The organism is Geodermatophilus sp. SYSU D00691 (assembly GCF_054050275.1).
This window is the reverse complement of sequence record NZ_JBJGYZ010000056.1, coordinates 1-23,044: the sequence shown is the minus strand read 5'-3', so window position 1 is coordinate 23,044 and position 23,044 is coordinate 1. Positions and strand designations below refer to the sequence as shown.

The window sequence follows — 23,044 nt, the reverse complement described above, 5'->3', positions numbered from 1 at the left end:
GTGGGATCGCCGTCCTCCCGGGCCCGGCGCCGGATCGCGGCGATCTCGTCGAGGCAGGCGTCCAGCGTCGCGGCGAACTGCTGGTGCATGAGCGCCGGGTCGTCGCCGGCGACGACGTGCGGGGTGTACCCGTAGCCGCGGAAGAGGTCGGTGAGCTCGTCGGGCTCGATCCGGGCCAGCACCGTGGGGTTGGCGATCTTGTAGCCGTTGAGGTGCAGGATCGGCAGGACGGCGCCGTCGCGGGTGGGGTCGAGGAACTTGTTGGCGTGCCAGCTGGTGGCCAGCGGCCCGGTCTCGGCCTCGCCGTCGCCGACGACGGCGGCGACCACCAGCTCGGGGTTGTCGAAGGCCGCGCCGTAGGCGTGCGCCAGCGCGTAGCCGAGCTCGCCGCCCTCGTGGATCGACCCCGGGGTCTCCGGTGCGACGTGGCTGGGGATCCCGCCGGGGAAGCTGAACTGGGTGAACAGCCGCCGCATCCCGGCCTCGTCGGCCGAGACCTCGGGGTAGACCTCGCCGTAGGTGCCCTCCAGCCAGGCCGCGGCGACCGGTCCGGGACCGCCGTGGCCCGGGCCCATCACGTAGATCATGTCGAGGTCGCGCGCCGCGATCGCGCGGTTGAGGTGCGCGTAGACGAAGTTCAGGCCCGGGGTGGTGCCCCAGTGGCCGAGCAGCCGGGGCTTCACGTGCTCGGCCTGCAGCGGTTCGCGCAGCAGCGGGTTGTCCATCAGGTAGATCTGGCCGACCGACAGGTAGTTCGCCGCGCGCCACCAGGCGTCGATCGCGGCGAGCTCCTCGTCGGCCAGCGGCCCGGCCGGGTCGGTCACCGGCCCCTCCCTCCGTCGTCGTTCCCGCGGACGCCCGCCCGCGCGGCCAGCTCCACCAGGACGGCGGCCGGCGCACCGATGGCGCCCGCGAGCAGCAGCGCCGTCGGCGACAGCTGCAGCAGGACCACGTCCTCGGCCAGCGACGGGATCGCCAGCACGAGGACGACGATGCCCACCATGGCCGACAGCAGCGCGACCTTCCAGACCCGCAGCGGCCGCGCGAGGATGAACAACGTCCACAGGGCCACGACCAGGACGACCAGCGTCGCGGTCGTGCGCGCGCCGGCCACCCCCGCGCCGGGGTCCATCGCGCGGGTGACGGCGTAGGCGGTGTACGCGGCTGCGCCGGTGATCACGCCGGTGGGGACCGAGAAGCGCAGCACCCGGGAGAGGAAGCCCGGCAGGTAGCGCCGCCGGTTGGGCCCGAGCGCCAGGAAGAAGCCGGGGATGCCGATCGTGACCGCCGAGATGAGCGTCAGCTGGACCGGCTCCAAGGGGTACGCCGCGGCGGTGACCACGATGATCAGCGCGAGCACCAGCGAGTAGATGTTCTTGGTCAGGAAGAGGTTCGCGGCGCGCTCGATGTTGGCGATCACCCGGCGGCCCTCGGCCACGGCGTCCGGCAGGTGCGCGAAGCGGCCGTCGAGCAGCACCAGCTGCGCCACCGCCCGCGTGGCCGGCGAGCCGTTGCCCATGGCGACGCCGATGTCGGCGTCCTTGAGCGCCAGCGCGTCGTTGACGCCGTCCCCGGTCATCGCGACGACGTGGCCGCGGCGCCGGAGGGCGCGGACCATCGCCCGCTTCTGGTACGGCGTCACCCGCCCGAAGACGCTGGCGTCGTCCACCGCCGCGGCGAGCGCGTCCTCGTCCTCGGGCAGCGTGCGGGCGTCCACCGCGTCGGCGGCCCCGTGCACGCCGGGGACCCCCACGGCGGCGGCGACCGCGGCGACGGTGCGCGGGTTGTCGCCGGAGATGACCTTGAGCGCGACCCCCTGCTCGGTGAAGTACCGCAGCACCTCGGCGGCGTCGGCGCGGATCCGCTCGGCGAGCACCGCCAGCGCGACCGGCTCGAGCCCGGCCGGCAGCGCGGCGTCGTCGCCGTCGACGACCGGCGCGGCGGGCGAGCAGGCGAGCAGGAGCACCCGGCGGCCCTCGGCGGCGAGGGCGTCGGCGCGGCCCCGCGCGGCGGCCGCGCGGCCCGGCGCGGGGTCGGGCAGCACCATCTCCGGCGCCCCCAGCACCCAGGTCAGCCCGTCGGCTGTGCGGGCCGCCGACCACTTGCGCGCGGAGGAGAACGGCACGACCTGGACCGGAGGGCGGCCGGGCGGGGGCGGGAACGCGGCCGCCAGCGCCGCCGCGGTCGCGTTGGCCTCGTCGGCGGCGGCGAGCAGGCCCAGCGCCTCCCCGGCACCGTCCGCGTCCGGGCCGAGCGGTTCCAGCCGGTCGAAGCGCACGTCGCCGTGGGTCAGCGTCCCCGTCTTGTCCAGGCAGACGACGTCGACGCGGGCCAGCCCCTCGACCGCAGGCAGCTCCTGCACCAGCGTCTGCCGGCGGGCCAGCGTGAGCGTGGCGACCATGAACGCCAGCGTGGTGAGCAGGACCAGGCCCTCGGGGATCATCCCGACCAGCGCGGCCACGGTGCCGGTGACGGCGTCGCGCCAGTCGACGTTGTCGGAACTGCGGAACTGGCTCCACAGCACCAGCGGGCCGACGACGACGAGCACGACGGCGATCCACCGCAGCAGCCGGTTGGTCGCCGCGATGAGTTCGGAGAACGTCTTGGTGAACCGGCGGGCCTCGGTGGCCAGCCGGGCGGCGTAGGCGTCGTCGCCGACGGCGGTCGCCTGCACCCGGCCGGTGCCCGCCACCACGATCGAGCCCGACCAGACCGGGTCGCCCACGGCCTTCGCCACCGGCTCGGCCTCACCGGTGAGCAGCGACTCGTCGACCGCCAGGCCGCCGTCGGCCCGGACGACGCCGTCGGCCGGCACCTGGTCGCCGGCGGCGATGACCAGCAGGTCGTCGAGCACGACGTCGCCGACGGCGACCTCCCCCTCGGCACCGTCCCGCACGACGCGGGCCCGTGGCGCGTTGAGCACGGCCAGCCGGTCGAGGGTCCGCTTGGCCCGGACCTCCTGGACGATGCCGATCGCGGCGTTCGCCACGACCACGCCGCCGAACAGCGCGTTCTGCCAGCGGCCGGTCATCGCCGCGACCACCCACAGCGCGGCCAGCAGCCCGTTGAAGAAGGTGAAGACGTTGGCCCGGACGATCTCGCCGACCGTGCGGCTGGTGCGGACCGTCGAGGTGTTGGTCCGCCCGGCCGCGACCCGCTCGGCGACGGCATCGGCCGTCAGCCCCGACGGCGGGGTCACCGGGCGGTCGTCGACCGGCACGAGGTGGGCCGGCACCGCCCGGGTCGCGACCTCCGCGGTAGCCCTGGACACGCCCTCCAGCACACTGCCCGGCCCCCGGCACCGGACAGGGACCTACGTCCTCTCCGAACACTCCCGGTGACCGACGCGCTGACGCGCGACCTCCGTTACGGGAACGTGACGTTCCGGAGGTGCTTCCCTTGCCACGATGCGGCCACGCGTAACGGGGTGACGCGCCGAGCAGGTCCGATGCCCAGGTGTCTGGGCTCTCCAGCACGGGAGTCCGGATGCCGACCCGACGCGCACGACTGTGGATCGCCCCTGGTGTCACCTGCGCCCTCCTGCTGACCGGATGCGCTCCCGGGAACAGCGGGTGGATGGCCACGGTCGCCTCGTCGGCGGCGCCCACCTCGCCGGCGGGCTGGATGGAGGAGGTGACGTCGGCGCCGGCGACGGGGTCCTCGGCCGGCTGGATCGAGGCGATGTCCGCACCGGCTCCCCCGCCGGCGCCGGCGGAGCCGTCCTCCGCGGCTCCACCGGCGGAGGGCCCGTCGCCCGCGCCCCCGCCTGCGGCCGTCGCCGGGGAGGAGGCCGAGGTCGTCGGGATCCCGCCGCTGCTCGATCCCCCGTCGGTCGAAGGCCTCGTCCCGCACCACGAGAGCACGTCCGAGCCCCACGACCGGCGCGGGATCGCGACGGTGACCGTCCCGGGCGTGGACTCGTTCGACGAGGTGCTGGCCGGGCTCGTGGACGCCGAGGTCGACCGCTACGAGGCCGGCCGCCGCGAGGGCGTCCCCAACGTGCTGGGCATCGGCTGGGGGCTGGTGCTGGCCACGGGCGACGTGCTGGGTGTGCAGCTGACGTCGCGGAGCTACACCGGCTCCCCCCTGGGGACGACCACGACGACGAGCACCCTGTACACCGACGTGGCCGACGCGACGACGTGGACGTCGGCGGACCTCGTCGCCGAGCCGGGGCAGCTCGCCCGACGGGTGTCCTCGGCGCTCGAGCGGGCCGACGTGACCCACGTCCTGCCCGCCGCCGACGTGGTCGGCACCGACGTGCGGTTCGGCGTGGACGGGTCGATCACCGTCGTCCTCGACCGGCAGGAGGCGGGCCTGACGTCGCTCGACGCCGTCGCCGTCCGCATCCCGGCCGGTGATGCCGCCGACGTCCTCACCGAGCCGGGCCGGCGCATCCGGGACACGGCCGTGGCGGCCGCCGCCTTCACCGGTGTCCCGGGACGGCCCGCCGGGTCCTCGGCCGCCCCCGCCCGGCCCTCGGCCGCTCCCGTGGGCCGCCCGACCGGCCCGGAGGGCACGGCGGTCGACTGCGCGCGGGTGGCCTGCATCGCGCTCACCTTCGACGACGGGCCGGGTCCCTACACCGCCCAGCTGCTCCGGGAGCTGGCCGACGCCGACGTGGACGCCACGTTCTTCGTGGTCGGCGGCAACGCCGCGGCGATGCCCGACCTGGTCGGCCGCATGGCGGCGGAGGGGCACGCGGTGGGCAACCACACCTGGGACCACCCGCGCCTGCCGGCGCTCGCCCCGGAGCAGATCGCCGACGAGATCGACCGGACGACGTCGGCCCTCGCGGATGCCGGCGTCACCACCGACCTGCTGCGCCCGCCCTACGGCGAGACCGACGGCACCGTCGCCGCCGTGGCCGGCGCCCGTGGCTACGCTCAGGTCCTCTGGGACGTCGACACGCAGGACTGGCTCAACCGCGACGTCGCCCCCACCACCCAGCGAGCGCTCGACGGCGCCTTCCCCGGGGCGATCGTGCTGCTGCACGACATCCACCCGACCACCGTGCAGGCCGTGCCCGGCATCATCGACGGGCTGCGAGCCCGGGGCTACGTCTTCGTGACCGTTCCCGAGCTGGTGGGCACCGTCGAGCCGGGTGCCCGGTACGGCGGCTCCTGACCGGACGCGCCCGGAGCGGCTCAGTCCGGCCGGATGTTCTGGTTCAGCCGGAACACGTTGGCGGGGTCGTACGCGCGCTTCAGCGCACGCAGCCGTTCGTACTTCGCGTCCCCGTACGCCGCCCGGACGCGCTCCGCGCCCTCCTCCATGAGGAAGTTGACGTAGACGCTGGTGTGGAAGGGCTCGAGCGCCGTCCAGTACTCGCGCGCCCACTGCCGCTGCTCGTCGAACCCGTCGGCGGTCGCGGTGTTGCCGTTGATGTTGAAGGTGAAGCCGGCCCCGCGGCCGTTGAACGCCGTCTCGTCCTCGCCGACCCGCGCGACGGCGCCGCCCATCTGCCAGAGCGCGATGCTGCTCAGCGGCGAGCTGATCCGGCGGCCGTGCTCGACGACGACGTCGACGACCGCGTCGCTCAGCTCGGCGACGTCGCAGGAGCGGACGTAGTAGGAGCAGCCGTGCCGGAACGACGGGTCGAACATCTGCTGGTGGGCCAGGAACGGCTTGGGCGCGAAGAGGTCCAGCACCGGCGAGCCGAAGCCGCGCATCGGCCGCAGGACCCGCTCGCCCTCCTCCACGTCCCCGGCGTAGCAGGCGGCCACCGCGATCACCGGCCGTCCGACCAGCTCGGCCGGCACGACGGGGAGCGGCGGGGCCAGCCGCTGCACGACCAGGGTCATCAACCGGTCCGGGCACCCCCCGATCCAGTCCCGGTAGCGGCGCAGCACGGACGCCGCCTGGTCGATCGGCCAGAACACCGCCCCGGCCATGACCTGCGGCCCGAGCGGGACGAGGCGGAACCGGAAGTCGGTGACGATCCCGAAGTTGCCTCCCCCGCCGCGGAGACCCCAGAACAGGTCGGCGTTCTCGTCCTCGGAGGCGCGCACGAAGCTGCCGTCGGCGGTCACCACGTCGGCCGACACCAGCGAGTCCACGGTGAGGCCGTGGGCACGCTGGATCCACCCGAGCCCCCCGCCGAGCGTGAGGCCGGCCAGCCCCGTGTGCGAGACGATGCCCGCCGGGACGGCCAGTCCGTGCGCCTGGGTGGCCGCGTCCAGTTCCCCGAGGAGGACCCCGGCCTGGACACCGGCCGTCCGGGCGTCGGGGTCGACCCGGATCGCGTCCATCTGGCGCAGGTCGATGACCAGGCCGTCGTCGCACGTCGACAGGCCGGGGAAGCTGTGACCGCCGCTCCGGACGGCGATCGGCAGCTGCTGGTCGCGTCCGAAGCGGAGGGCGGCCCGGACGTCGTCGACCCCCCGGCACCGGGCGACGAGGGCCGGACGGCGGTCGATCGAGCCGTTCCAGACGCGGCGGTGCACGTCGTAGCCGTCGTCGGCCGGACCGATCACCTCCCCGGCGAGCGCGCGGCGCAGGCCGGCGACCGCGGTCGCGTCGAGCCGCCGCGTGGAGGTGGACCCCGCACTCCTCGTGATCGTCATGCGCGGCAGCGTGCGCTCACCGCGCGGCCCTGGCAGGAACCGAGGTTCCACCCTGCTCCCGGCTGAGCCGGATGGGGTCGACGACGTCGATGTGGTCGGCGTACGTGCGGACCACGCCCTCCTCCCGCAGGTCGCGGAGCACCCGCACGACCACCTCGCGCACCGTGCCGACGGCCTCGGCGAGCTGCCTCTGGGTGACCGGCACCGTCAGCACGGGCAGCGCCTCTCCCGCCACCCGGGCCTCGTCGGCCGCCAGGTCCAGGAGGTGGCGCGCCACCCGTTGGCGGACGCTCGTGAACGCGCTCCCGGCGATCTCGTGGATGTAGCTGAGCGCCCGGTCGGCGAGCTCCCGCAGGAGGACGTCGGCGACGCGGGTGTCCTCGGCGACCAGCCGGCGCACCACGTCGGGCGACAGCCGCAGCAGCTCGGCGTCCACGACGGCCGCGATGCCGGCGGGCATCCGGTACCCGGTCGCGTACATCGAGACCGCGCCGATGAGCGCTCCCCGTCGGCAGTAGCGCATGGTCAGGGTGCGGCCGTCGGGAGCGGTCACGAAGGCCCGCACGAGGCCGTCGACGACGAGCTCCAGGTGCTCGACGGTCTCCCCTTCCCGGTGGGTCACCGAGCCGGCCGGGATGCGGACCAGGCGGGCCCGCGTGAGCAACCGCTGGGTTGCCGGAACGGGCAGGCCGGCCAGGCTCGATGCGGCCAGCGCGGCCCGAAGGCCGTCGTCCACCGGGCAACCGTAGGGCCGTCCGCGCCTCGGCAGAGGGGTCGCTGGCGCGGCCGGTGGCACGGACCGGGGGCGGGAACGACGACGGCCCCTCCGCCAGTGGCGGAAGGGCCGTCGCCGTGTCGTAGCGGGGGGACCGGCCGAACCACCGCTCGGGCTGTTCGACCTCGTCTGATTTCGCAGGTCACAGCGTCTTGCATAGGCATGTGCACACCCCGCTCCGGTCCGTTTCCCGGCCTCAGCTTCTACGTGGGTCGGGATACCGGAGCGATCTTGGCACGGGCCGCAGACAGGTTCGATCTTGACGAAGGTCCTCGAGCTTCGACGCGCCGACCGCCCAACCGGCTAGGACCCAGGGCGGGCCCCGACTGGTGCCGCCCACAGGCCACGTCCTCGGAGCTGGTGGTGGACCGATTGGCGGCCGCCGTGCTGCGCCACGGTCAACGTCTTCGTCGCCGCCTCATCCCGTCGCGATCGTCGCGGACGTCCGGGTTGCTTGGTGACTACGCACCGACCTGGTCTCCGCCCATCCCCGAGCCGGTCGCTCCAGGAGACCGCCTTCGGGCATTGTCCCCCGAGTACGTTGTGCACAGCCGACCGTTGGGTGGTGGTGGCCGTGGGAGGTTCTGCCGACGCCCGTGCCGCTGCTCGCAATGGTGAACGGCCGGGGATGCCCGGACTCGACGCCCTGGTCGGGACGGTCGACCTCCTCCCCTTCGGGGTCGCACTGCTCACCGAGGATCTGCGCACGCTGCACGTCAATCCGGCGGGCCGCGCCCTCGCCGGCAACGGGCACGACCCGCCAGGAGTCACGACGGCGCTGCCGCCCGCACAGCTCCCCCACCCCGGCGGTGCGGCGGCACCCGACGGTGACGGACGACGCGAGGTCGACTCCTCCGACACGCCGGTCGACGTCCAGGGGCGGCGCCTGATCATGCGGGTGTTCCGGGACGTCACCGAGGAGCGGCGCGCAGCACGCGAGCAGACCACCCTCGGCCACGTCGCCGCGCGGGTGGCGATGGCCGAGTCGCTGGAGGCCACGCTCGAGACGATCGCCACCTGCCTGATGGAGTCCGCCGGGATGAGCGGCTGCGCCGCCATCGTCTTCGACGGTGAGCCCACCCGCCTGCGGGTCGCCGGAACCGCCGGCCTGCCGACGGACTACGCCGAACGGTTCCAGCGGGCGCTGGCAGGCGGCAGCGAGGTTCTGCCGGTGGTGTCGGCCTGGCGTGGCCGGCGCACGGTCGTGGTGGACCGGATCCGCGACGAGCGCGTCCTCCGGACACTCGAGGACCTCGACGGCGACCTGCCGTGGCACAGCATCGCCTCCTTCCCGATGATCGCCCGCGGCCACCCGGTCGGTGCCATCAAGACGTTCTGGCCGGGCCCTCCGCCAGACGGCGACGGGCTCCGCTTCCTCGCCGCCGTCGCCGATCAGGCCGCCACCGCCGTCGACAACGCCCGGCTGGTCGCCGACGCCGCCGCGTCGTCCCGCCGGGACGAGGGCCTCATTGCCGCCGGGCTGGCGCTGGCCTCCGAGCTTTCCCTGCCCGCGGTGCTGACGAAGATCGTCGAGCTGGCTTGCGACGTGGCCGACGCCCGGTACGGCGCCGTGGGCGTGCTCGGCCAGGACGGCCGCCTGGAGGACTTCATCACGCACGGCATCCCTGACGAGCAGCGCGCGGCGATCGGACGCCTGCCCATCGGCCGCGGCATCCTCGGCGCCCTGATCTCCGACGCCCACCCGATGCGGTTGACCCGCATCCAGCACGACCCGCGCTCGGTCGGCTTCCCGCCCCACCATCCGCCGATGACCTCGTTCCTGGGCGTGCCGATCACCGTGCGCGGCCGGATCTACGGCAACCTCTACCTCACCGAGAAGCGCGCGGAATCCGAGTTCACCGACGACGACGAGCGCGCCGTGGTCACCCTCGCCGCGCAGGCCGGTGTCGCGATCGAGAACGCCCGTCTGTTCGACGAGGCGCAGCGACGGCTGGCGCTCGAGGCACGGCACCGCCTCGCCCGGGAGCTACACGACTCGGTGTCCCAGGCTCTGTTCTCGATGACGCTGGAGACCCGGGGCGCACAGGTGCTGCTCGAGCGCGCCGGGCTGCCCGCCGACGGCCCGCTCGGCGAGCGGCTGGCCAACCTGCGACAGCTGACGCAGGGTGCGCTGGCGGAGATGCGGGCGCTGATCTTCGAGCTGCGCCCCGAGGCGCTGCGGGAAGAAGGTCTCGCCGCCGCGATCCGCAAGCAGGCGGAAGGGGTGAGCGCGCGCACCGAGATCGCTGTCGAGGTGCGTCTGCCCAAGAGACCCATCGCTCTGCCGGGCGACGTCGAGGAACAGGTCTACCGGCTGGTGCAGGAGGCCCTCGCCAACATCGCCAGGCACTCCGCGGCGCGACATGCTGTCGTGCAGCTGCGCCGCCGGCGGAGCGGGCACGAGCTGCTGGTCGAGGCGACCGACGACGGCGTGGGCTTCGACGCGTCCTCCTCCCAGCCCGGCCATCTCGGCCTGCACACGATGGCGCAGCGGATGGAGCAGCTCGGGGGCTCGCTCGTGGTGGATTCCCGTCCCGGACGCGGCACCCGGATCACCGCCGTGATCCCCCTGTCCCGCGTCGGAACCCGGATGGTCGGAGCAGCCGGGACGCCGCCGGCGGAGGGGCGGCGATGACCGGAGCAGACGCTGGCGGGGATCACATCCGGGTCTGCCTGGTGGATGATCACGCGGTGGTGCGGCGGGGACTGCGCGGCTACCTCGAGCTCGTCGAGGACATGGAAGTCGTCGGTGAGGCCGCCGACGGACACGCTGCCCTCGACATGGTGGCCGCGTTGATGGCCGACGGCCGAGCCCCCCAAGTGGTCCTGATGGACCTGCTGATGCCTGGCATGGACGGGGTCACCGCCACGCGGGCCCTGACCCAGCGATACGACGGTGTCGCCGTCGTGGCCATGACCAGCTACAGCGAGGTCGACCGAATCCGCAGCGCCCTGGAGGCCGGCGCCTCGGGCTACCTGCTCAAGGATGCCGAGGCCGACGAGGTCGTCGATGCCATCCGCCAAACCCAGCGCGGGGAGATGCCGCTGGGACCGGCGGTCGCCCGCCAGCTCGCCCGTGCCTTCAGCGCGCCCGGTCGAGCGGCAGGCGACCACCTCACCGCGCGCGAACACGAAGTCCTCGTCCTGCTTGCGGCCGGGCTGTCGAACCGGGAGATCGCCCACAGTCTGTCGATCAGCGAGCGCACCGCCCGCACCCACGTCAGCAGCATCCTCGACAAGCTGGGGTTGCGGTCCCGCACTCAGGCGGCGCTGTACGCGATCCAGCAGGGCTTGGCGCCCGCATCCCCGTCCCCATAGCTCCGCCTCGGACATTCCTCCGGGACGCGGCAGGACATTCCGCCGATGGTGTCCCGCCCTGGCAAGTGCTGGGCTTGTCGGGAGGCACTCCGGTCCAGGGGGCAGCGTGCGGGTGCTGATCGCCGCTCGGGACATCCGCGTCCGTCGGGCCCTGTCCAGGGCGCTCGAGTTGGACGGGGGTCGGATCGTCGGTGCCACCGAGGCGCTGCGTCTGCTGCCCGAGCTCGATGACCAGGTCGGTCCGGACGTGGTGGTCTTGGAGCTGGACGGGCGGGGGGACCCAGGGGACCTCCGGGTCGTCGAAGAACTCGTCCGCCGCAGACGGGCGGTGATCGCCGTAGTCAGCGTCTCGACCCGGTGCGCCGCCGTCCTCGCTGCGGGTGCACAGGCGTGTCTGGACAAGGACGCCAACTTCACCGACCGACTCACCCAGGCGGTCCGCGCCGTTGCTGGCTAGCTGCCGCCCGTTCCCCCGGCGTGACGTCAGGGACGGGGCCGTCAGGGGGACTACGTCAAAGAGCCCCCTCCGGTCCGGTCATCCCGCCGATGCCCCGGCCCCCGGCTGACCTTGAGACTGGCTGGACGCGGCAGCGGACCCGACAACACGGGGACCGCTCCCACGTACCCCCCTGCGAAGGGCCGGCATGACCGAGCAGAGCCGCGGTCCTCGGGACGATCCCTCCCCCGACCAGCTGATGGACGTAGTCGTCGTCGGTGCAGGCCAGGCAGGCCTGGCGATGGCCTGGCACCTACCCCGGCAGGGACTGCGCTACGTCGTCCTCGAGGCTGCCGCGAGGATGGGTGGCTCCTGGCGCGACCGTTGGGACTCGCTGCGCCTGTTCACCCCGGCACAGTTCGACGCCCTGCCCGGCATGGCCTTCCCCGCGCCGGCCGACACCTCCCCGGGCAAGGAAGCGGTCGCCGACTACCTGCAGACCGAGGGGGACGTCTGGCGAGCCCGGCAGGTAGTGGTCGCCACCGGACCGTTCCAGATAACGTTCGTCCCGCCGGCAGCGGCCGGCCTGGACCCGTCGGTGACGCAGCTGCACAGCGCCGACTACCGCAATCCCCAACAGCTGCCCAGCGGGGACGTGCTGGTCGTCGGGGGCGGCAACTCCGGCTTCCAGATCGCCGAGGAACTGGTCCGGACCCGGCCGGTGGAGGTGTCGGTCGGCTCGGTGCAGCCGACGCTGCCGCAACGGCTGCTCGGCCGCGATCTGTTCTGGTGGCTGACCCAGCTGCGTTTCATGCGGGTCACCGCTGACTCCCGGCTCGGCCGCCGCGCGCAGACCCAGGAGACCCTCGTGGGCACCAGCCGCCGGAGCCTCAAACGGGCCGGCGTCCGGTTCCGGCCGCGGCTGGTCGACGTGACCGCGCGCACCTCGCGGTTCGCCGACGGCAGCAGCCGCGACGTCGACGTCGTCATCTGGGCCACCGGCTACCGGCCGGACTACTCGTGGATCGACATCCCGGACGTGATCCGCGACGGACGCATCGCCCACACCAGGGGCGTCACCGACGTCTCTGGCCTGTACTTCCTCGGCCTGCCCTGGCAGCACACCCGCGGCTCCGCCCTCCTCGGCTTCGTACACGACGACGCCGCCTACCTCGCCGAGCACATCGGGAACTTCGGCGGCAGCCGGCGCAAGGAGACGACCGCTTCCGGAGCCGTCAGCCCTACCCCTGAGAAGGAGCCACGCCATGACCATGACCATCACCGCCCAGATGCTCGACACGTACCCGAAGGACCTCGGCGGGGTCGACCGGGAGCGGATGCGCGTTTGCATCGACGCGTGCGTCGAGTGCGCCGAGGCGTGTACCGCCTGCGCCGACGCCTGTCTCAGCGAAGACATGGTGGCGGAGCTGACCAAGTGCATCCGCACCTGCACCGACTGCGCCGACGTCTGCGGCACCACCGGCCGGGTGCTGTCCCGCCACACCGGCTACGACGCCAACCTGACCCGCGCCGTGCTCGAGGCCTGCGCGGCCGCCTGCCGGGCCTGCGGCGACGAGTGCGCGCAGCACGCGTCCATGCACGAGCACTGCCGCATCTGCTCCGACGCGTGCCGCCGCTGTGAGCAGGCCTGTCGCGACCTCATCGCCGCGCTGGGCTGACGCGAGGCGATGACCGAGGCGGCGGATCGGCGGCCGGCGGCCATGACCGCGCCCGCCCCCGCCCCGGACGGCCAGCGGCCGGGTGCCGGCACCGCCGTCGGCAGCCGGGCGCTGCGCGCACCGGTGGCCTGGGGCGTCGTCTGGGGCGGCCTGCAGGCCGCATCCCCACTCGGCCTGCCCTGGCTCGACGCGGCGACCGTCTACGCGCTGGGCATCGTGTTGATCGCCGCCGTCTACATCGGCTTCGCCGTCGCCGACGGCCGTCGGCACGTCCTGGCCGTCGAGACGACCGTCGCGGCCGCCTTCGTGGTCGTCGCCGCGGCCGCGGTCACCGGACCGGGCTGGCTGATCGTCGCCGGCCTGGCCGCCCACGGACTCAAGGACATCTGGCAGCACCGCACCGGGTTCGTGGCCAACACCCGCTGGTGGCCACCGTTCTGCGCCACCGTCGACTTCGTCGCGGCCACGGTCATCGCCGCCGCCCTCATCGCCGACATCCGGATCGGCTGGTGACCCGCACCACCCGGCCTCGCCGCCCACCCGCAGGACCGCACCTCTGACCGAAGCAGGACCGTCATGACGACCACCACGCGCCCCGCTCGGCGCCCCCCGTCCCCTGACGGCCCTGCCCCCACCGACCGCGGGCCGCACACCGGGCCCATCCGCCGGATCATCGTCGGATCCCTGGCGACCGGACTGGTCGGCGCCGCTGTCCTGACCCTGGTCGCCTTCTCCGGAGCAGGCGAGCCGATCATCACCGGAGCCGGGCTGCTGGCCTTCTCCCTCGGCTGGGCGATGCTGGCCGTGCTGTCGACCCGGATGACCGACCAGCCGCAGCGCTGGGCGTTCATCCCGGCCGCCGGGATGGCCGTCACCGGCATCGGACTGCTGATCCTCGCTCCAGGGGATCGCGCGCTGACCGCCGCCGGTTGGGTGTGGCCGCCGTTGTTGCTAGCGCTCGCCGTGTGGATGGGGTGGCGGGTGCACCGCGACCTGGCGGCCGGCAGCGGACGCTGGCTGCTCTACCCGGTCGTGGCGATCATGGCCGCCGCGGCCGTCGGCGGCGCCGTCGAGACCGTCGGTCTGGCGTCCGATCAAGGCAGTCTCGCTATGCCCGGCCGGCTCTACGACGTCGGTGGTCACCGGCTGCACCTGGACTGCACCGGCTCCGGCAGCCCGACCGTCGTGCTGTTCAACGGGCTGGGTGAGTACGCCGCGACCTGGGGACGCATCGCGCCGGCCGTCGCCGGCACCAGCCGGGTGTGCGCCTACGACCGCGCCGGACAGGGCTGGAGCGACGACGCAGCCAGTCCGCAGGACGGGCTCGCCGCGGCCGCCGATCTGCACACCCTGCTGGCCCGGGCCGGCGAGAACGGCCCGTACGTGCTGGTCGGGCACTCCATCGGCGGGGACTACGCGCTGACCTACGCCGCCCGCTACCCCGAACAGGTCGCCGGGATGGTGCTGCTGGACACCACTCCCCCGTACGGGGTCCGCGCGACCGCCGGCACGAGCACGCCCGGCCCGGTGGCCCTGCTGCCCAGCCTCGCGCGCCTGGGGATCGGGCGGTTGCTCCCGGCCTCGTTCTGGTCATCCCTGCCGGAGCCGGCCGCCGGTCAGGTAGTCGCGTTTTCCACCAGTCCCCGCGGCGCACGCAACACCGCCGCCGAGTCCGGCACGATGCCCGAGCTGCTCACCCAGGCCCAAGCGCTGTCCACCGTCGGCAACGCACCGGTGGTGGTGGTCACCGCCGCCGAACACGTCGCCGTTGCCGACTGGGCGGCCGCGCACAACCGGATGGCCGAGCTGTCGACGAACAGCAGCCACCGCCAGGCGGACGCCTCGCACGCCGGCCTGATGGAAGACGAACGCGGCGCCGCCACCTCCGCGATCGCCATCAACGACGTCGTGCAGGCCGTCCGGACCGGCACGCTGCCGACAGATTGATCCGGAGACGAGGACGGAGTGTCGCCATGACCGACCAGCAGCTCAGCCCCGCCCGGCGGCCCTCCGCCGGCCTGGCCGGCGCCACGATGACCGGCATTGTCCAGAACCGGTATGGCCCGGCGCCCGAGGACGTCCTGCGGGTGGCACGTCTCCCGATACCCCCGGTCGCCGACGGCGAGGTCCTCGTCCGGGTGCACGCCGCCAGCGTCGACCGCGGCACCTGGCACGTGATGGCCGGCCTGCCCTATCCGATCCGCCTCGCCGGCTTCGGCGTCCGCCGGCCCAGGTACGCCAACCCCGGCCGGGCGCTGGCCGGAACCGTCGAGGCCGTCGGCGCCGACGTGCGTGACCTCGCCCCGGGCGACCTCGTCTACGGCATCGGCTACGCCACCTTCGCCGAGTGCGCCCGCGCCCCGGTCGGCAAGCTGGCCGCCAAGCCGACGACGCTCACCTTCGCCCAGGCGGCCGCCGTGCCCATCTCCGGGCTGACCGCCCTGCAGGCCGTCCGCGACCACGGCCGGATCCGACCCGGCGAGCAGGTGCTCATCATCGGCGCCTCGGGCGGCGTGGGCAGCTTCGCCGTGCAGCTCGCCAAGTCCGCCGGCGCGGAGGTCACCGGCGTGTCCAGCACCGGCAAGGTCGACGAGGTACGCGCCCTGGGCGCCGACCACGTCCTCGACTACACCCGCGAGGACGTCACCGACGGGCGCCGCCGCTACGACGTCATCCTCGACATCGGCGGCAACCGGCGACTGTCCCGGCTGCGCCGGGCCCTCAGTCCGCGGGGACGGCTGGTCATCGTCGGCGGCGAGACCGGTGGGCGGTGGCTGGGCGGCACCGACCGGCAGATCCGGGCCCGACTGCTGTCGCTCGCAGTCCGCCAGCAGCTGGGCACGTTCATCAACAAGGAGAACGCGCCCGACCTCATCACGCTGCGGGAGTCGATCGACGCCGGCACGCTCACCGCCGCCGTGGATCGGACCTACCCGCTCGCGGAGGTCCCGGCGGCCATCCGGTACCTGCTAGACGGCCACACCCGCGGCAAGATCGTCATCGGCGTCTACGACTCGGACAAGACCTGACCTCCGGCCTGCCGGACATCCGCCAGTGGCTCGCCCAGCAGTGAATCCCGACCGCTCAAAGCCAATCCGGCGCCACCCATCGAGCCAGGTCGCCACCCCATGTGGCCCGCCCAGAACTTCGCCCATGTGGGTCTCGGAGCCAACGAAGCCGCGGGAAGCCCCGGAAGGAACGGACAACCGATGACCGCATCCGCTACGCCTCTGCCGGTCGGCAGGGACCCAGCCGGCGGCGCCGAGCCGAAACACCAGCCGGAGGAACACCACCGGGGCGGGGAGAGCCTGCCGGTGCTGCTGATCGTCGACGCGGATCCGGGAGCACTCGCGACCACCGCCGCCGCGCTCACCCGCCGGTTCGCGGCCGACTACCAGATCGTGACCGCTGACTCGGCCGCCGCCGGGCTGGAGACCCTGCAGCGGCTGACGAGCCACGGCGTGCCCGTGGCGCTCATCGCCGCCGATCTGCACCTGCCCGGCCTGGACGGGGTCGCCTTCCTCGAGCGGGCGGCTGCGGCGCACCGTGGCGTCGCCCGGGTGCTGCTGACCGCGATGGACGAAAACCACACCCGCATCCCGTTCACCGAGTTGCCCACCCTGCAACGCGCCATCGCGCTCGGACAGATCGACCTCTTCCTGGTCAAGGGCTGGATCAACCCCGAGGAGTGGCTCTACCCGCAGATCCAGGAGGCGCTGACCGCCTGGTCGACGACACACCGGCCGGGACACGTCGTCTACCGCATCGTCGGCGAGCAGTGGACGCCTCGCTGCCACGAGCTGCGGGACTTCCTGACCCGCAACGGCGTGCCGTTCCTCTTCTACGACGCGGCCAGCGACCCCGACTTGCAGCTGATCCGCGAGCACCGGGTGGACACCGGGCGGCTGCCGGCGGTGATCCGCCACGACGGCTCGGTGCTGCACGATCCAAGCGACACGGAGATCGGCGCCTCCCACGGCATCCAGGTCGACCCGGGCGCCGATGTCTACGACTTGGTCGTCGTCGGCGCCGGCCCGGCCGGCCTGGCCGCCGCGGTGTACGGCGCCTCAGAAGGGCTCCGAATCCTGGTCCTCGAACCGCGGGCGATCGGCGGGCAGGCCGGCACCAGCTCGATGATCCGCAACTACCTGGGGTTCCCGCGCGGGATCGGCGGCGCGGACCTGGCGCACCGCGCCTGGCAGCAGGCCACCTTCTTCGGCGCCGAGTGTGTCTTCACCCAGCAGGCCGCCGCGCTGACCGACGACGGTGACCGGCACAGGCTCACGCTGTCCGGCGGCGGCCAGGCCCTCGGCCGCGCGGTGATCATCGCCAGCGGCGTGGCCTATCGCCGCCTCGGCATCCCCGACCTCGACCGGCTCGTCGGCTCCGGCGTCTACTACGGCGCTGCCGGCGCCGAGGCACCGGCGATGACCGGCCAGGAGGTCTACGTCGTCGGCGGCGCCAACTCCGCCGGTCAGGCCGCGCTGCACCTGGCCCGGTACGCCGCCCGGGTCACCTTGCTGGTCCGGGGCTCCTCGCTGGCCGCCAGCATGTCGGACTACCTGATCCGGCAGATCGACGCCACCGCGAACATCACCGTCCGGCTGAGCACCCGGGTGGTCGCCGGCCGCGGCGCCACCCGCCTGACCGGCCTCACCCTGGAGGACGCCCGGCAGGGCCGGCGCGAGGACCTGCCGGCCACAGCCCTCTTCGTCCTCATCGGGGCCGCACCCTGCACCGGCTGGCTCACCAACGTGCTGAGCGTCGACGACCGCGGGTTCATCCTCACCGGCCGCGACATTCCCGCCACGGCCTGGCCGCTGACCCGCGCGCCGTTCCCGTTTGAGACCAGCAGGCCCGGCGTGTTCGCCGCCGGCGACGTCCGGTTCGGCTCGGTCAAGCGCGTGGCCAGCGCCGTCGGGGAAGGATCCGTCGCCGTCGGTTCCGTCCACCAGTACCTCACCGCCCTCGCCGCGCAGCAGCAGGCGCGTCGGGTCCGCCTCGCGCTGACCCGCGCGGCCGCCGCGATGGACAGCAGCCACGGGCCCAGGCCGCGGAGTACGCCCGACGCGCAGGCGGCTCCGCCCCACGTCCGGAACTGACCCGTCGAGCACCGGAAGGAGATAGCCATGCCTGGCAAGGAGAAGGTCCTCGCGTTTCCGGTCTACCCGGGCGTGTCGCCGCTGGAGCTGATCGGCCCGCTCACTGTGCTGATGGGCCCCGGCATCGGCGGCATGCGGTACCGCACCGTCGTAGTCGGCGAGCGCGCCGAGCCGCTGGCCACCGACACGCCGCTGCAGTTGCAGCCGGCCGCCACCTTCGCCGAGGTGCCGAACCCGTGGGCGGTGATCGTGCCCGGCGGCGGCGCGGCCACCATCGCGGCGGCCGAGGACGAGCGGCTGCTGTCCTACGTCCGCTCGGCCGCCACCGGGGCGGAGGTCGTCGGCTCCACCGGCAATGGGGCTCTCGTGCTGGCCGCGGCCGATCTGCTGAACGGCCGGCGGGCGGCCGCCCACTGGGCCTTCCGCGAGCCGCTGGAGAAGCTGGGCGCGATCCCCGCCAGCGAACGGTGGCTGGCCGACGGCCGGCTGCACACCGCCGCCGGCGGCACGGCCGGCATGGACATGGCCCTGTTCCTGCTGGCCCGGCTGCGCGGCACGACCATCGCCCGGATGACTCAGCTGTCCGCGGAGTACGACCCGCAGCCGCCGTTCGGCCGGGTGGGCCCGGACCCCGCCGACGACGATCTCGCCCGGACACTGCGCGACCCCGACAGCGCGCCCACCGCCGATCCCGGGGGAGGCGACGAGCGGCTCGTCGCCTTCGTGCTCTACCCGGGGCTGACCGTGCTGGACGCCGTCGGCCCGCTGCAGGTCCTCACCATGCTCGAGAGGTTCGCGCCGGGCTACCGCACGGTGCCCGTGTGGGCCCGCCGCGAGCCCGTGCCCACCGACGTGGGCGTGCCGATGATCGCCGACCGGACGTTCGAGGAGGTCCCGCACCCGGCGATCGTTCTTGTGCCAGGCGGCGCGATCCCCACCATCCGCGCGATGAGCAACCCGCTGGTCCGCGACTACGTGCGGTCCGCCGCCGCCACGGCCGAGCTGGTCACCTCGGTGTGCACCGGGTCGCTGATCCTCGGCGCGGTCGGCCTGCTGGAGGGGCGCCAGGCCACGACCAACTGGTTCTACTCCGGCATCCTCGAGCGCCTGGGTGCCACGTACCTCCAGCGCAGATGGGTCGAGGACGGCAACCTGATCATGTCCGCCGGCGTCTCCGCCGGCATCGACATGGCGCTGCACCTCGCGGCCCGCCTGACCGACGAGGCCACCGCCCGCCGGGTGCAGCGGGCCATCGACTACGACCCGCAGCCGCCCTGGGGCGGCATCGACTACGCGCACATCCCGCGCTTCTCGCGCGCGGTGCGGGGCATGATCGGGCTGACTGCCCCGATCGTGACTGCCCGGCCCAAACGGCTGGCCCAGGCTGGACGCTGAGACCCCTCTGACCGCATGCGCCGCAGCCACCGCCTCCTGGCGAGCTCCAGGACCGGGGGCCGTACGTCTCCACGCCCGGCATGGGTCCGGCATGGGTCCGGTGTGGCGCCGGGCGCTGGCGCCGGTCGTCACCGGCTGCGCTGGCGCAGCTTGCCTTGCCGCCAGTCTCGCCTTGCCGTCAGTCTCGACCGCCCGGCATCTGTGCCGGGCGCACGTGACGGAAGTCTCGGCGGGACCAGAGGCAGACCCTTGCACAAACGACAGGGGCCCTCACAGTCACTGTGGGGGCCCCTGTACCTCGTAGCGGGGGCAGGATTCGAACCTGCGACCTCTGGGTTATGAGCCCAGCGAGCTACCGAGCTGCTCCACCCCGCGTCGGTGAACACCACAGTACACGCACCTGTCGGGGAGGCGGCGGGCGGGCACCCGTGTGACTGCCGTGGCGCGGCGGTCCGCGGCGGCGCGCGCCTGCCGGGACGGCGTCCCGGGGCGACCTAGAGTCCCCGCCGTGACGGGGGACGCGGCGGCGCACTGGTTCGCCGGGGACCCCCAGCCGGTGGAGGTCTTCCACCACGGCACGTGGTACTCCGGCGAGCTGCTGGGCTGGCGGTTCGCCGAGTCGGGGCTCGCCGTCGCGCGGGTCCGCTGCGTGGTCGACGGGCTGCGCCACAAGGCGTGGAAGCCGCTGACCGACCTCCGGCTGCCGCTGTCGGAGCCGCCGGTGGTCCTGTGGGCGCCGCTCTCCCGGCACGAGTCCGCCGCACCGGCCCGCACCCTGCCGGCCGACGACGACGAGACCCGCCCGCACGCGCTGCTGATCGGCTCCGAGCGGCCCCGCCGCCCGGCGGTCCCCCGCCCGCGCACCGCCGAGCAGCCGCGGTGGGTGCCCGCTCACCGGTGGGCGCCCAGGACCTCCCCCACCTGACGGCGGATCTCCAGGTCCTCGCGCGCCGTGACGACGACGGTCCGCACCGCGGCCCCGGCCGCGGTGATGTCGCCGTCCCCGCTCGTCGCCGCGTTGCGGCCCGGGTCGACGGCGACGCCGAGGTGCCCCAGCGCGGCGGCCGCGGCGGCGCGGACGGGGGCGGCGTGCTCCCCCACCCCCCCGGTCAGCACCAGCAGGTCCAGCCCGCCGGTGGCCGCGGTCATCGCGGCGATCTCGCGGCACAGGCGGTGCACGTAGACGTCGAAGGCCAGGACGCAGTCCGGATCGCCGTCCGCCCGGCCGGCCAACACCTCCCGCAGGTCGCCCGACGTGCCGGACAGCCCCTTGAGCCCGGCCGAGTGCTCCAGCACGTCGGCCAGCTCGGGCTCCGGCACGCCGCCGTGCTCGAGCAGCCAGAGCAGCAGCCCGGGGTCGAGGGTGCCCGGGCGGGTGTTCATGACCAGCCCGGCGAGCGGGGTGAAGCCCATCGTCGTGTCGACCGACCGGCCGTCCCGCACCGCGGCGAGGGAGGCACCGGCCCCGAGGTGGCAGGAGACGATGCGCAGCTCCCCGGCCGGCCGGCCGGCGAGCTCCGCGCCGCGGCGGACCGCCCACGCGTGCGAGAGCCCGTGGAACCCGTAGCGGCGCAGCCCCCACCGCGCGTTCCAGTCGCGGGGCAGCGCGTAGGTGCGGGCGGCCGGCGGCAGCGACGCGTGGAACGTCGTGTCGAAGCAGGCCACCTGGGCGACGCCGGGCAGCAGCTCCCGCGTCGCCCGGATCCCGGCCAGCGCCCGCGGGTTGTGCAGCGGGGCGAGGTGGGCGATCGAGCGCAGGTAGCCGGTGAGCGCGTCGTCCACCACCGCCGGGCCGCCGTGCTCCGGCCCGCCGTGCACGACCCGGTGCCCGACGGCGTCGACCTCCCCGCAGCCGGCCAGGAACGCCCGCAGCGGGGCCAGACCGCCCTCGCCCGTCCACGGCTGCACGGTGTCCGCCGCGGTCACCGCGCCGTCGTCGTCGAGGACCGAGAGCTTCAGGCTGCTGGACCCGGCGTTGACGACCAGCAGCCTCACGCCGACTCCGGCTCCACCAGCGGACCGGGCGGGTGGGTCACCGGCCCGGCGCCGGCGCCCCACTGCCAGTGCCGGACCTCCGGCAGGTCCTCGCCGTGCGTGCGGACGTACCGCCGGTGCTCGATGAGCTGGTTGCGCAGCCGGTCGCGCAGGTGGGCGCCGCGCGCGCCCAGCCCGGGCACCCGGTCGATCACGTCGATGGCGAGGTCGAAGCGGTCCAGCCGGTTCACCACGCACATGTCGAACGGCGTGGTCGTCGTCCCCTCCTCGACGTAGCCGCGGACGTGGAAGTTCTCGTGGTTGGTGCGCCGGTAGGTCAGCCGGTGGATGAGCCACGGGTAGCCGTGGTAGGCGAAGATCACCGGCCGGTCGCGGGTGAAGTAGGAGTCGAACTCGGCGTCGGAGAGACCGTGCGGGTGCTCCCGGTCGTCCTGCAGCCGCATGAGGTCGACCACGTTGACCACCCGGACCTTCAGGTCCGGGAAGGCCTCGCGGAGGATCTCGGCGGCCGCCAGGACCTCCATCGTCGGGACGTCGCCGGCACAGCCCAGGACGACGTCGGGCTCGGCGCCGGCGTCGGTGCTGGCCCACTCCCAGATGCCGATGCCCTTGGTGCAGTGCTCGATCGCGGAGTCCATGTCGAGGTACTGGAGGGCCGGCTGCTTGCCGGCGACGATGACGTTGACGTACTGCCGGGTGCCGAGGCAGTGGTCGGCGACCGAGAGCAGGGTGTTGGCGTCCGGCGGCAGGTAGACCCGGATGACGTCGGCCTTCTTGTTGACCACGTGGTCGATGAACCCGGGGTCCTGGTGGCTGAAGCCGTTGTGGTCCTGGCGCCACACGTGCGAGGTCAGCAGGTAGTTCAGCGAGGCGATCGGCTGCCGCCACGGGATGCCGTTCGTCGTCTTCAGCCACTTGGCGTGCTGGTTGAACATCGAGTCGACGATGTGGATGAACGCCTCGTAGCAGGAGAAGAACCCGTGCCGGCCGGTGAGCAGGTAGCCCTCCAGCCAGCCCTGGCACAGGTGCTCGGAGAGCACCTCCATGACCCGGCCGTCGGGGGCGAGGTGGTCGTCGTCGGGCTCCCGGCGGGCCAGCCAGGTGCGGTCGGTCACCTCGAGCACCGCGCCGAGCCGGTTGGAGTTGTTCTCGTCGGGCGCGAAGACCCGGAAGGTCGACATGTTCTGCCGCATGACGTCGCGCAGGAACGTGCCCAGCACCCGGGTCGCCTCGACGGCGCCGGTGCCGGGCTCGGTCACGGGGACGGCGTAGTCGCGGAAGTCGGGCATCCGCAGCGGCTGCAGCAGGGTCCCGCCGTTGGCGTGCGGGTTGGCGCTCATCCGCCGCTGCCCGCGGGGGTGCAGGTCGCGGACGGCGGCCACCGGGGCGCCGTCGGCGTCGAAGAGCTCCTCCGGCCGGTAGCTGCGCAGCCACTCCTCGAGCACCTTGCGGTGGCCGTCGTCGCCACGGGCGTTGGCGAAGGGCACCTGGTGCGAGCGCCAGGTGCCCTCGACCCGCAGACCGTCGACCTCCTTCGGGCCGGTCCAGCCCTTGGGCGAGCGCAGCACGATCATCGGCCAGCGCGGCCGGGTGGGATCGCCGTCCTCCCGGGCCCGGCGCCGGATCGCGGCGATCTCGTCGAGGCAGGCGTCCAGCGTCGCGGCGAACTGCTGGTGCATGAGCGCCGGGGGGGGGGGGGGGGGGGGGGGGGGGGGGGGGGGGGGGGGGGGGGGGGGGGGGGGGGGGGGGGGGGGCGGGGGGGGGGGCGGGGCGCGGGG

The 23,044-nt window shown here is 74.0% G+C and carries 17 protein-coding genes, 1 tRNA gene and 1 pseudogene; 12 read left to right on the top strand and 7 right to left on the bottom strand.

What is annotated here, in order from left to right; translation table 11 throughout:
• Positions 1–824: phosphoketolase family protein (locus ACI797_RS26450; RefSeq protein WP_456863333.1), on the bottom strand; the 824-nt coding region annotated here is incomplete at its 3' end.
• Positions 821–3,271 carry an HAD-IC family P-type ATPase gene (locus ACI797_RS26445; RefSeq protein WP_456863330.1) on the bottom strand — a complete coding sequence of 817 codons (2,451 nt, stop codon included), beginning with the start codon at positions 3,269–3,271 and terminating at the stop codon, positions 821–823. The genes ACI797_RS26450 and ACI797_RS26445, both read right to left, overlap by 4 nt.
• Before the next feature lie 305 nt (positions 3,272–3,576).
• On the opposite strand from ACI797_RS26445, the gene ACI797_RS26440 reads away from it, so the two are divergent.
• Complete coding sequence (locus ACI797_RS26440; RefSeq protein WP_456863327.1) at positions 3,577–5,127, top strand: polysaccharide deacetylase family protein; 1,551 nt, start codon at positions 3,577–3,579, stop codon at positions 5,125–5,127.
• Between the two features lie 20 nt (positions 5,128–5,147).
• On the opposite strand, the gene ACI797_RS26435 is transcribed toward ACI797_RS26440, so the two are convergent.
• On the bottom strand, positions 5,148–6,566 hold the full coding sequence (locus ACI797_RS26435) for an FAD-binding oxidoreductase (protein WP_456863324.1): 1,419 nt from the start codon (positions 6,564–6,566) through the stop codon (positions 5,148–5,150).
• Between the two features lie 16 nt (positions 6,567–6,582).
• Positions 6,583–7,302: a Crp/Fnr family transcriptional regulator gene (locus ACI797_RS26430; protein WP_456863317.1), complete on the bottom strand. Its 720-nt coding sequence runs from the start codon at positions 7,300–7,302 to the stop codon at positions 6,583–6,585.
• A gap of 667 nt (positions 7,303–7,969) precedes the next feature.
• Between ACI797_RS26430 and ACI797_RS26425 the strand changes: the two genes are divergently transcribed.
• The 10 genes and pseudogenes from ACI797_RS26425 (at position 7,970) to ACI797_RS26380 (ending at position 19,271) form a co-directional block, all read left to right on the top strand.
• Complete coding sequence (locus tag ACI797_RS26425; RefSeq protein WP_456863311.1) at positions 7,970–9,976, top strand: sensor histidine kinase; 2,007 nt, start codon at positions 7,970–7,972, stop codon at positions 9,974–9,976.
• Entirely contained in the window at positions 9,973–10,659 is a 687-nt protein-coding gene (locus tag ACI797_RS26420; protein WP_456863304.1) for a response regulator, read from the top strand. Before ACI797_RS26425 ends, ACI797_RS26420 begins: the two co-directional genes overlap by 4 nt.
• Positions 10,660–10,765: 106 nt before the next feature.
• Positions 10,766–11,116 (top strand): hypothetical protein, encoded by a 351-nt coding sequence (locus ACI797_RS26415; protein WP_456863299.1) that lies wholly within the window; start codon positions 10,766–10,768, stop codon positions 11,114–11,116.
• 187 nt (positions 11,117–11,303) lie between these two features.
• Positions 11,304–12,185: pseudogene (locus ACI797_RS26410) on the top strand (flavin-containing monooxygenase); the annotation flags it as partial.
• A gap of 175 nt (positions 12,186–12,360) precedes the next feature.
• Positions 12,361–12,774, top strand: a complete 414-nt coding sequence (locus ACI797_RS26405; RefSeq protein WP_456863336.1) for a four-helix bundle copper-binding protein — start codon at positions 12,361–12,363, stop codon at positions 12,772–12,774.
• Positions 12,775–12,783: 9 nt separating this feature from the next.
• Positions 12,784–13,287 carry a hypothetical protein gene (locus ACI797_RS26400; protein ID WP_456863294.1) on the top strand — a complete coding sequence of 168 codons (504 nt, stop codon included), beginning with the start codon at positions 12,784–12,786 and terminating at the stop codon, positions 13,285–13,287.
• A 63-nt stretch (positions 13,288–13,350) separates the two neighbouring features.
• Positions 13,351–14,721 carry an alpha/beta hydrolase gene (locus ACI797_RS26395; RefSeq protein ID WP_456863291.1) on the top strand — a complete coding sequence of 457 codons (1,371 nt, stop codon included), beginning with the start codon at positions 13,351–13,353 and terminating at the stop codon, positions 14,719–14,721.
• Between the two features lie 26 nt (positions 14,722–14,747).
• Positions 14,748–15,803, top strand: a complete 1,056-nt coding sequence (locus tag ACI797_RS26390) for an NAD(P)-dependent alcohol dehydrogenase (RefSeq protein ID WP_456863288.1) — start codon at positions 14,748–14,750, stop codon at positions 15,801–15,803.
• 285 nt (positions 15,804–16,088) lie between these two features.
• Entirely contained in the window at positions 16,089–17,876 is a 1,788-nt protein-coding gene (locus tag ACI797_RS26385) for an FAD-dependent oxidoreductase (RefSeq protein ID WP_456863285.1), read from the top strand.
• Positions 17,877–17,903: 27 nt separating this feature from the next.
• Positions 17,904–19,271 (top strand): DJ-1/PfpI family protein, encoded by a 1,368-nt coding sequence (locus ACI797_RS26380; RefSeq protein WP_456863282.1) that lies wholly within the window; start codon positions 17,904–17,906, stop codon positions 19,269–19,271.
• Between the two features lie 301 nt (positions 19,272–19,572).
• Here the strand turns inward: ACI797_RS26380 and ACI797_RS26375 are convergent.
• Positions 19,573–19,646, bottom strand: a tRNA-Met gene (locus tag ACI797_RS26375).
• A 133-nt stretch (positions 19,647–19,779) separates the two neighbouring features.
• Here ACI797_RS26375 and ACI797_RS26370 point away from each other — a divergent pair.
• A complete protein-coding gene (locus tag ACI797_RS26370; protein WP_456863279.1) occupies positions 19,780–20,196 on the top strand; it encodes a hypothetical protein in 417 nt (138 codons plus the stop codon).
• Here the strand turns inward: ACI797_RS26370 and ACI797_RS26365 are convergent.
• Together ACI797_RS26365 and ACI797_RS26360 are read right to left on the bottom strand one after the other, a co-directional pair.
• Positions 20,163–21,266 carry an acetate/propionate family kinase gene (locus tag ACI797_RS26365; protein ID WP_456863276.1) on the bottom strand — a complete coding sequence of 368 codons (1,104 nt, stop codon included), beginning with the start codon at positions 21,264–21,266 and terminating at the stop codon, positions 20,163–20,165. The genes ACI797_RS26370 and ACI797_RS26365 overlap by 34 nt on opposite strands.
• Complete coding sequence (locus ACI797_RS26360; RefSeq protein ID WP_456863273.1) at positions 21,263–22,945, bottom strand: phosphoketolase family protein; 1,683 nt, start codon at positions 22,943–22,945, stop codon at positions 21,263–21,265. Before ACI797_RS26360 ends, ACI797_RS26365 begins: the two co-directional genes overlap by 4 nt.
• Positions 22,946–23,044 lie beyond the last annotated feature (99 nt).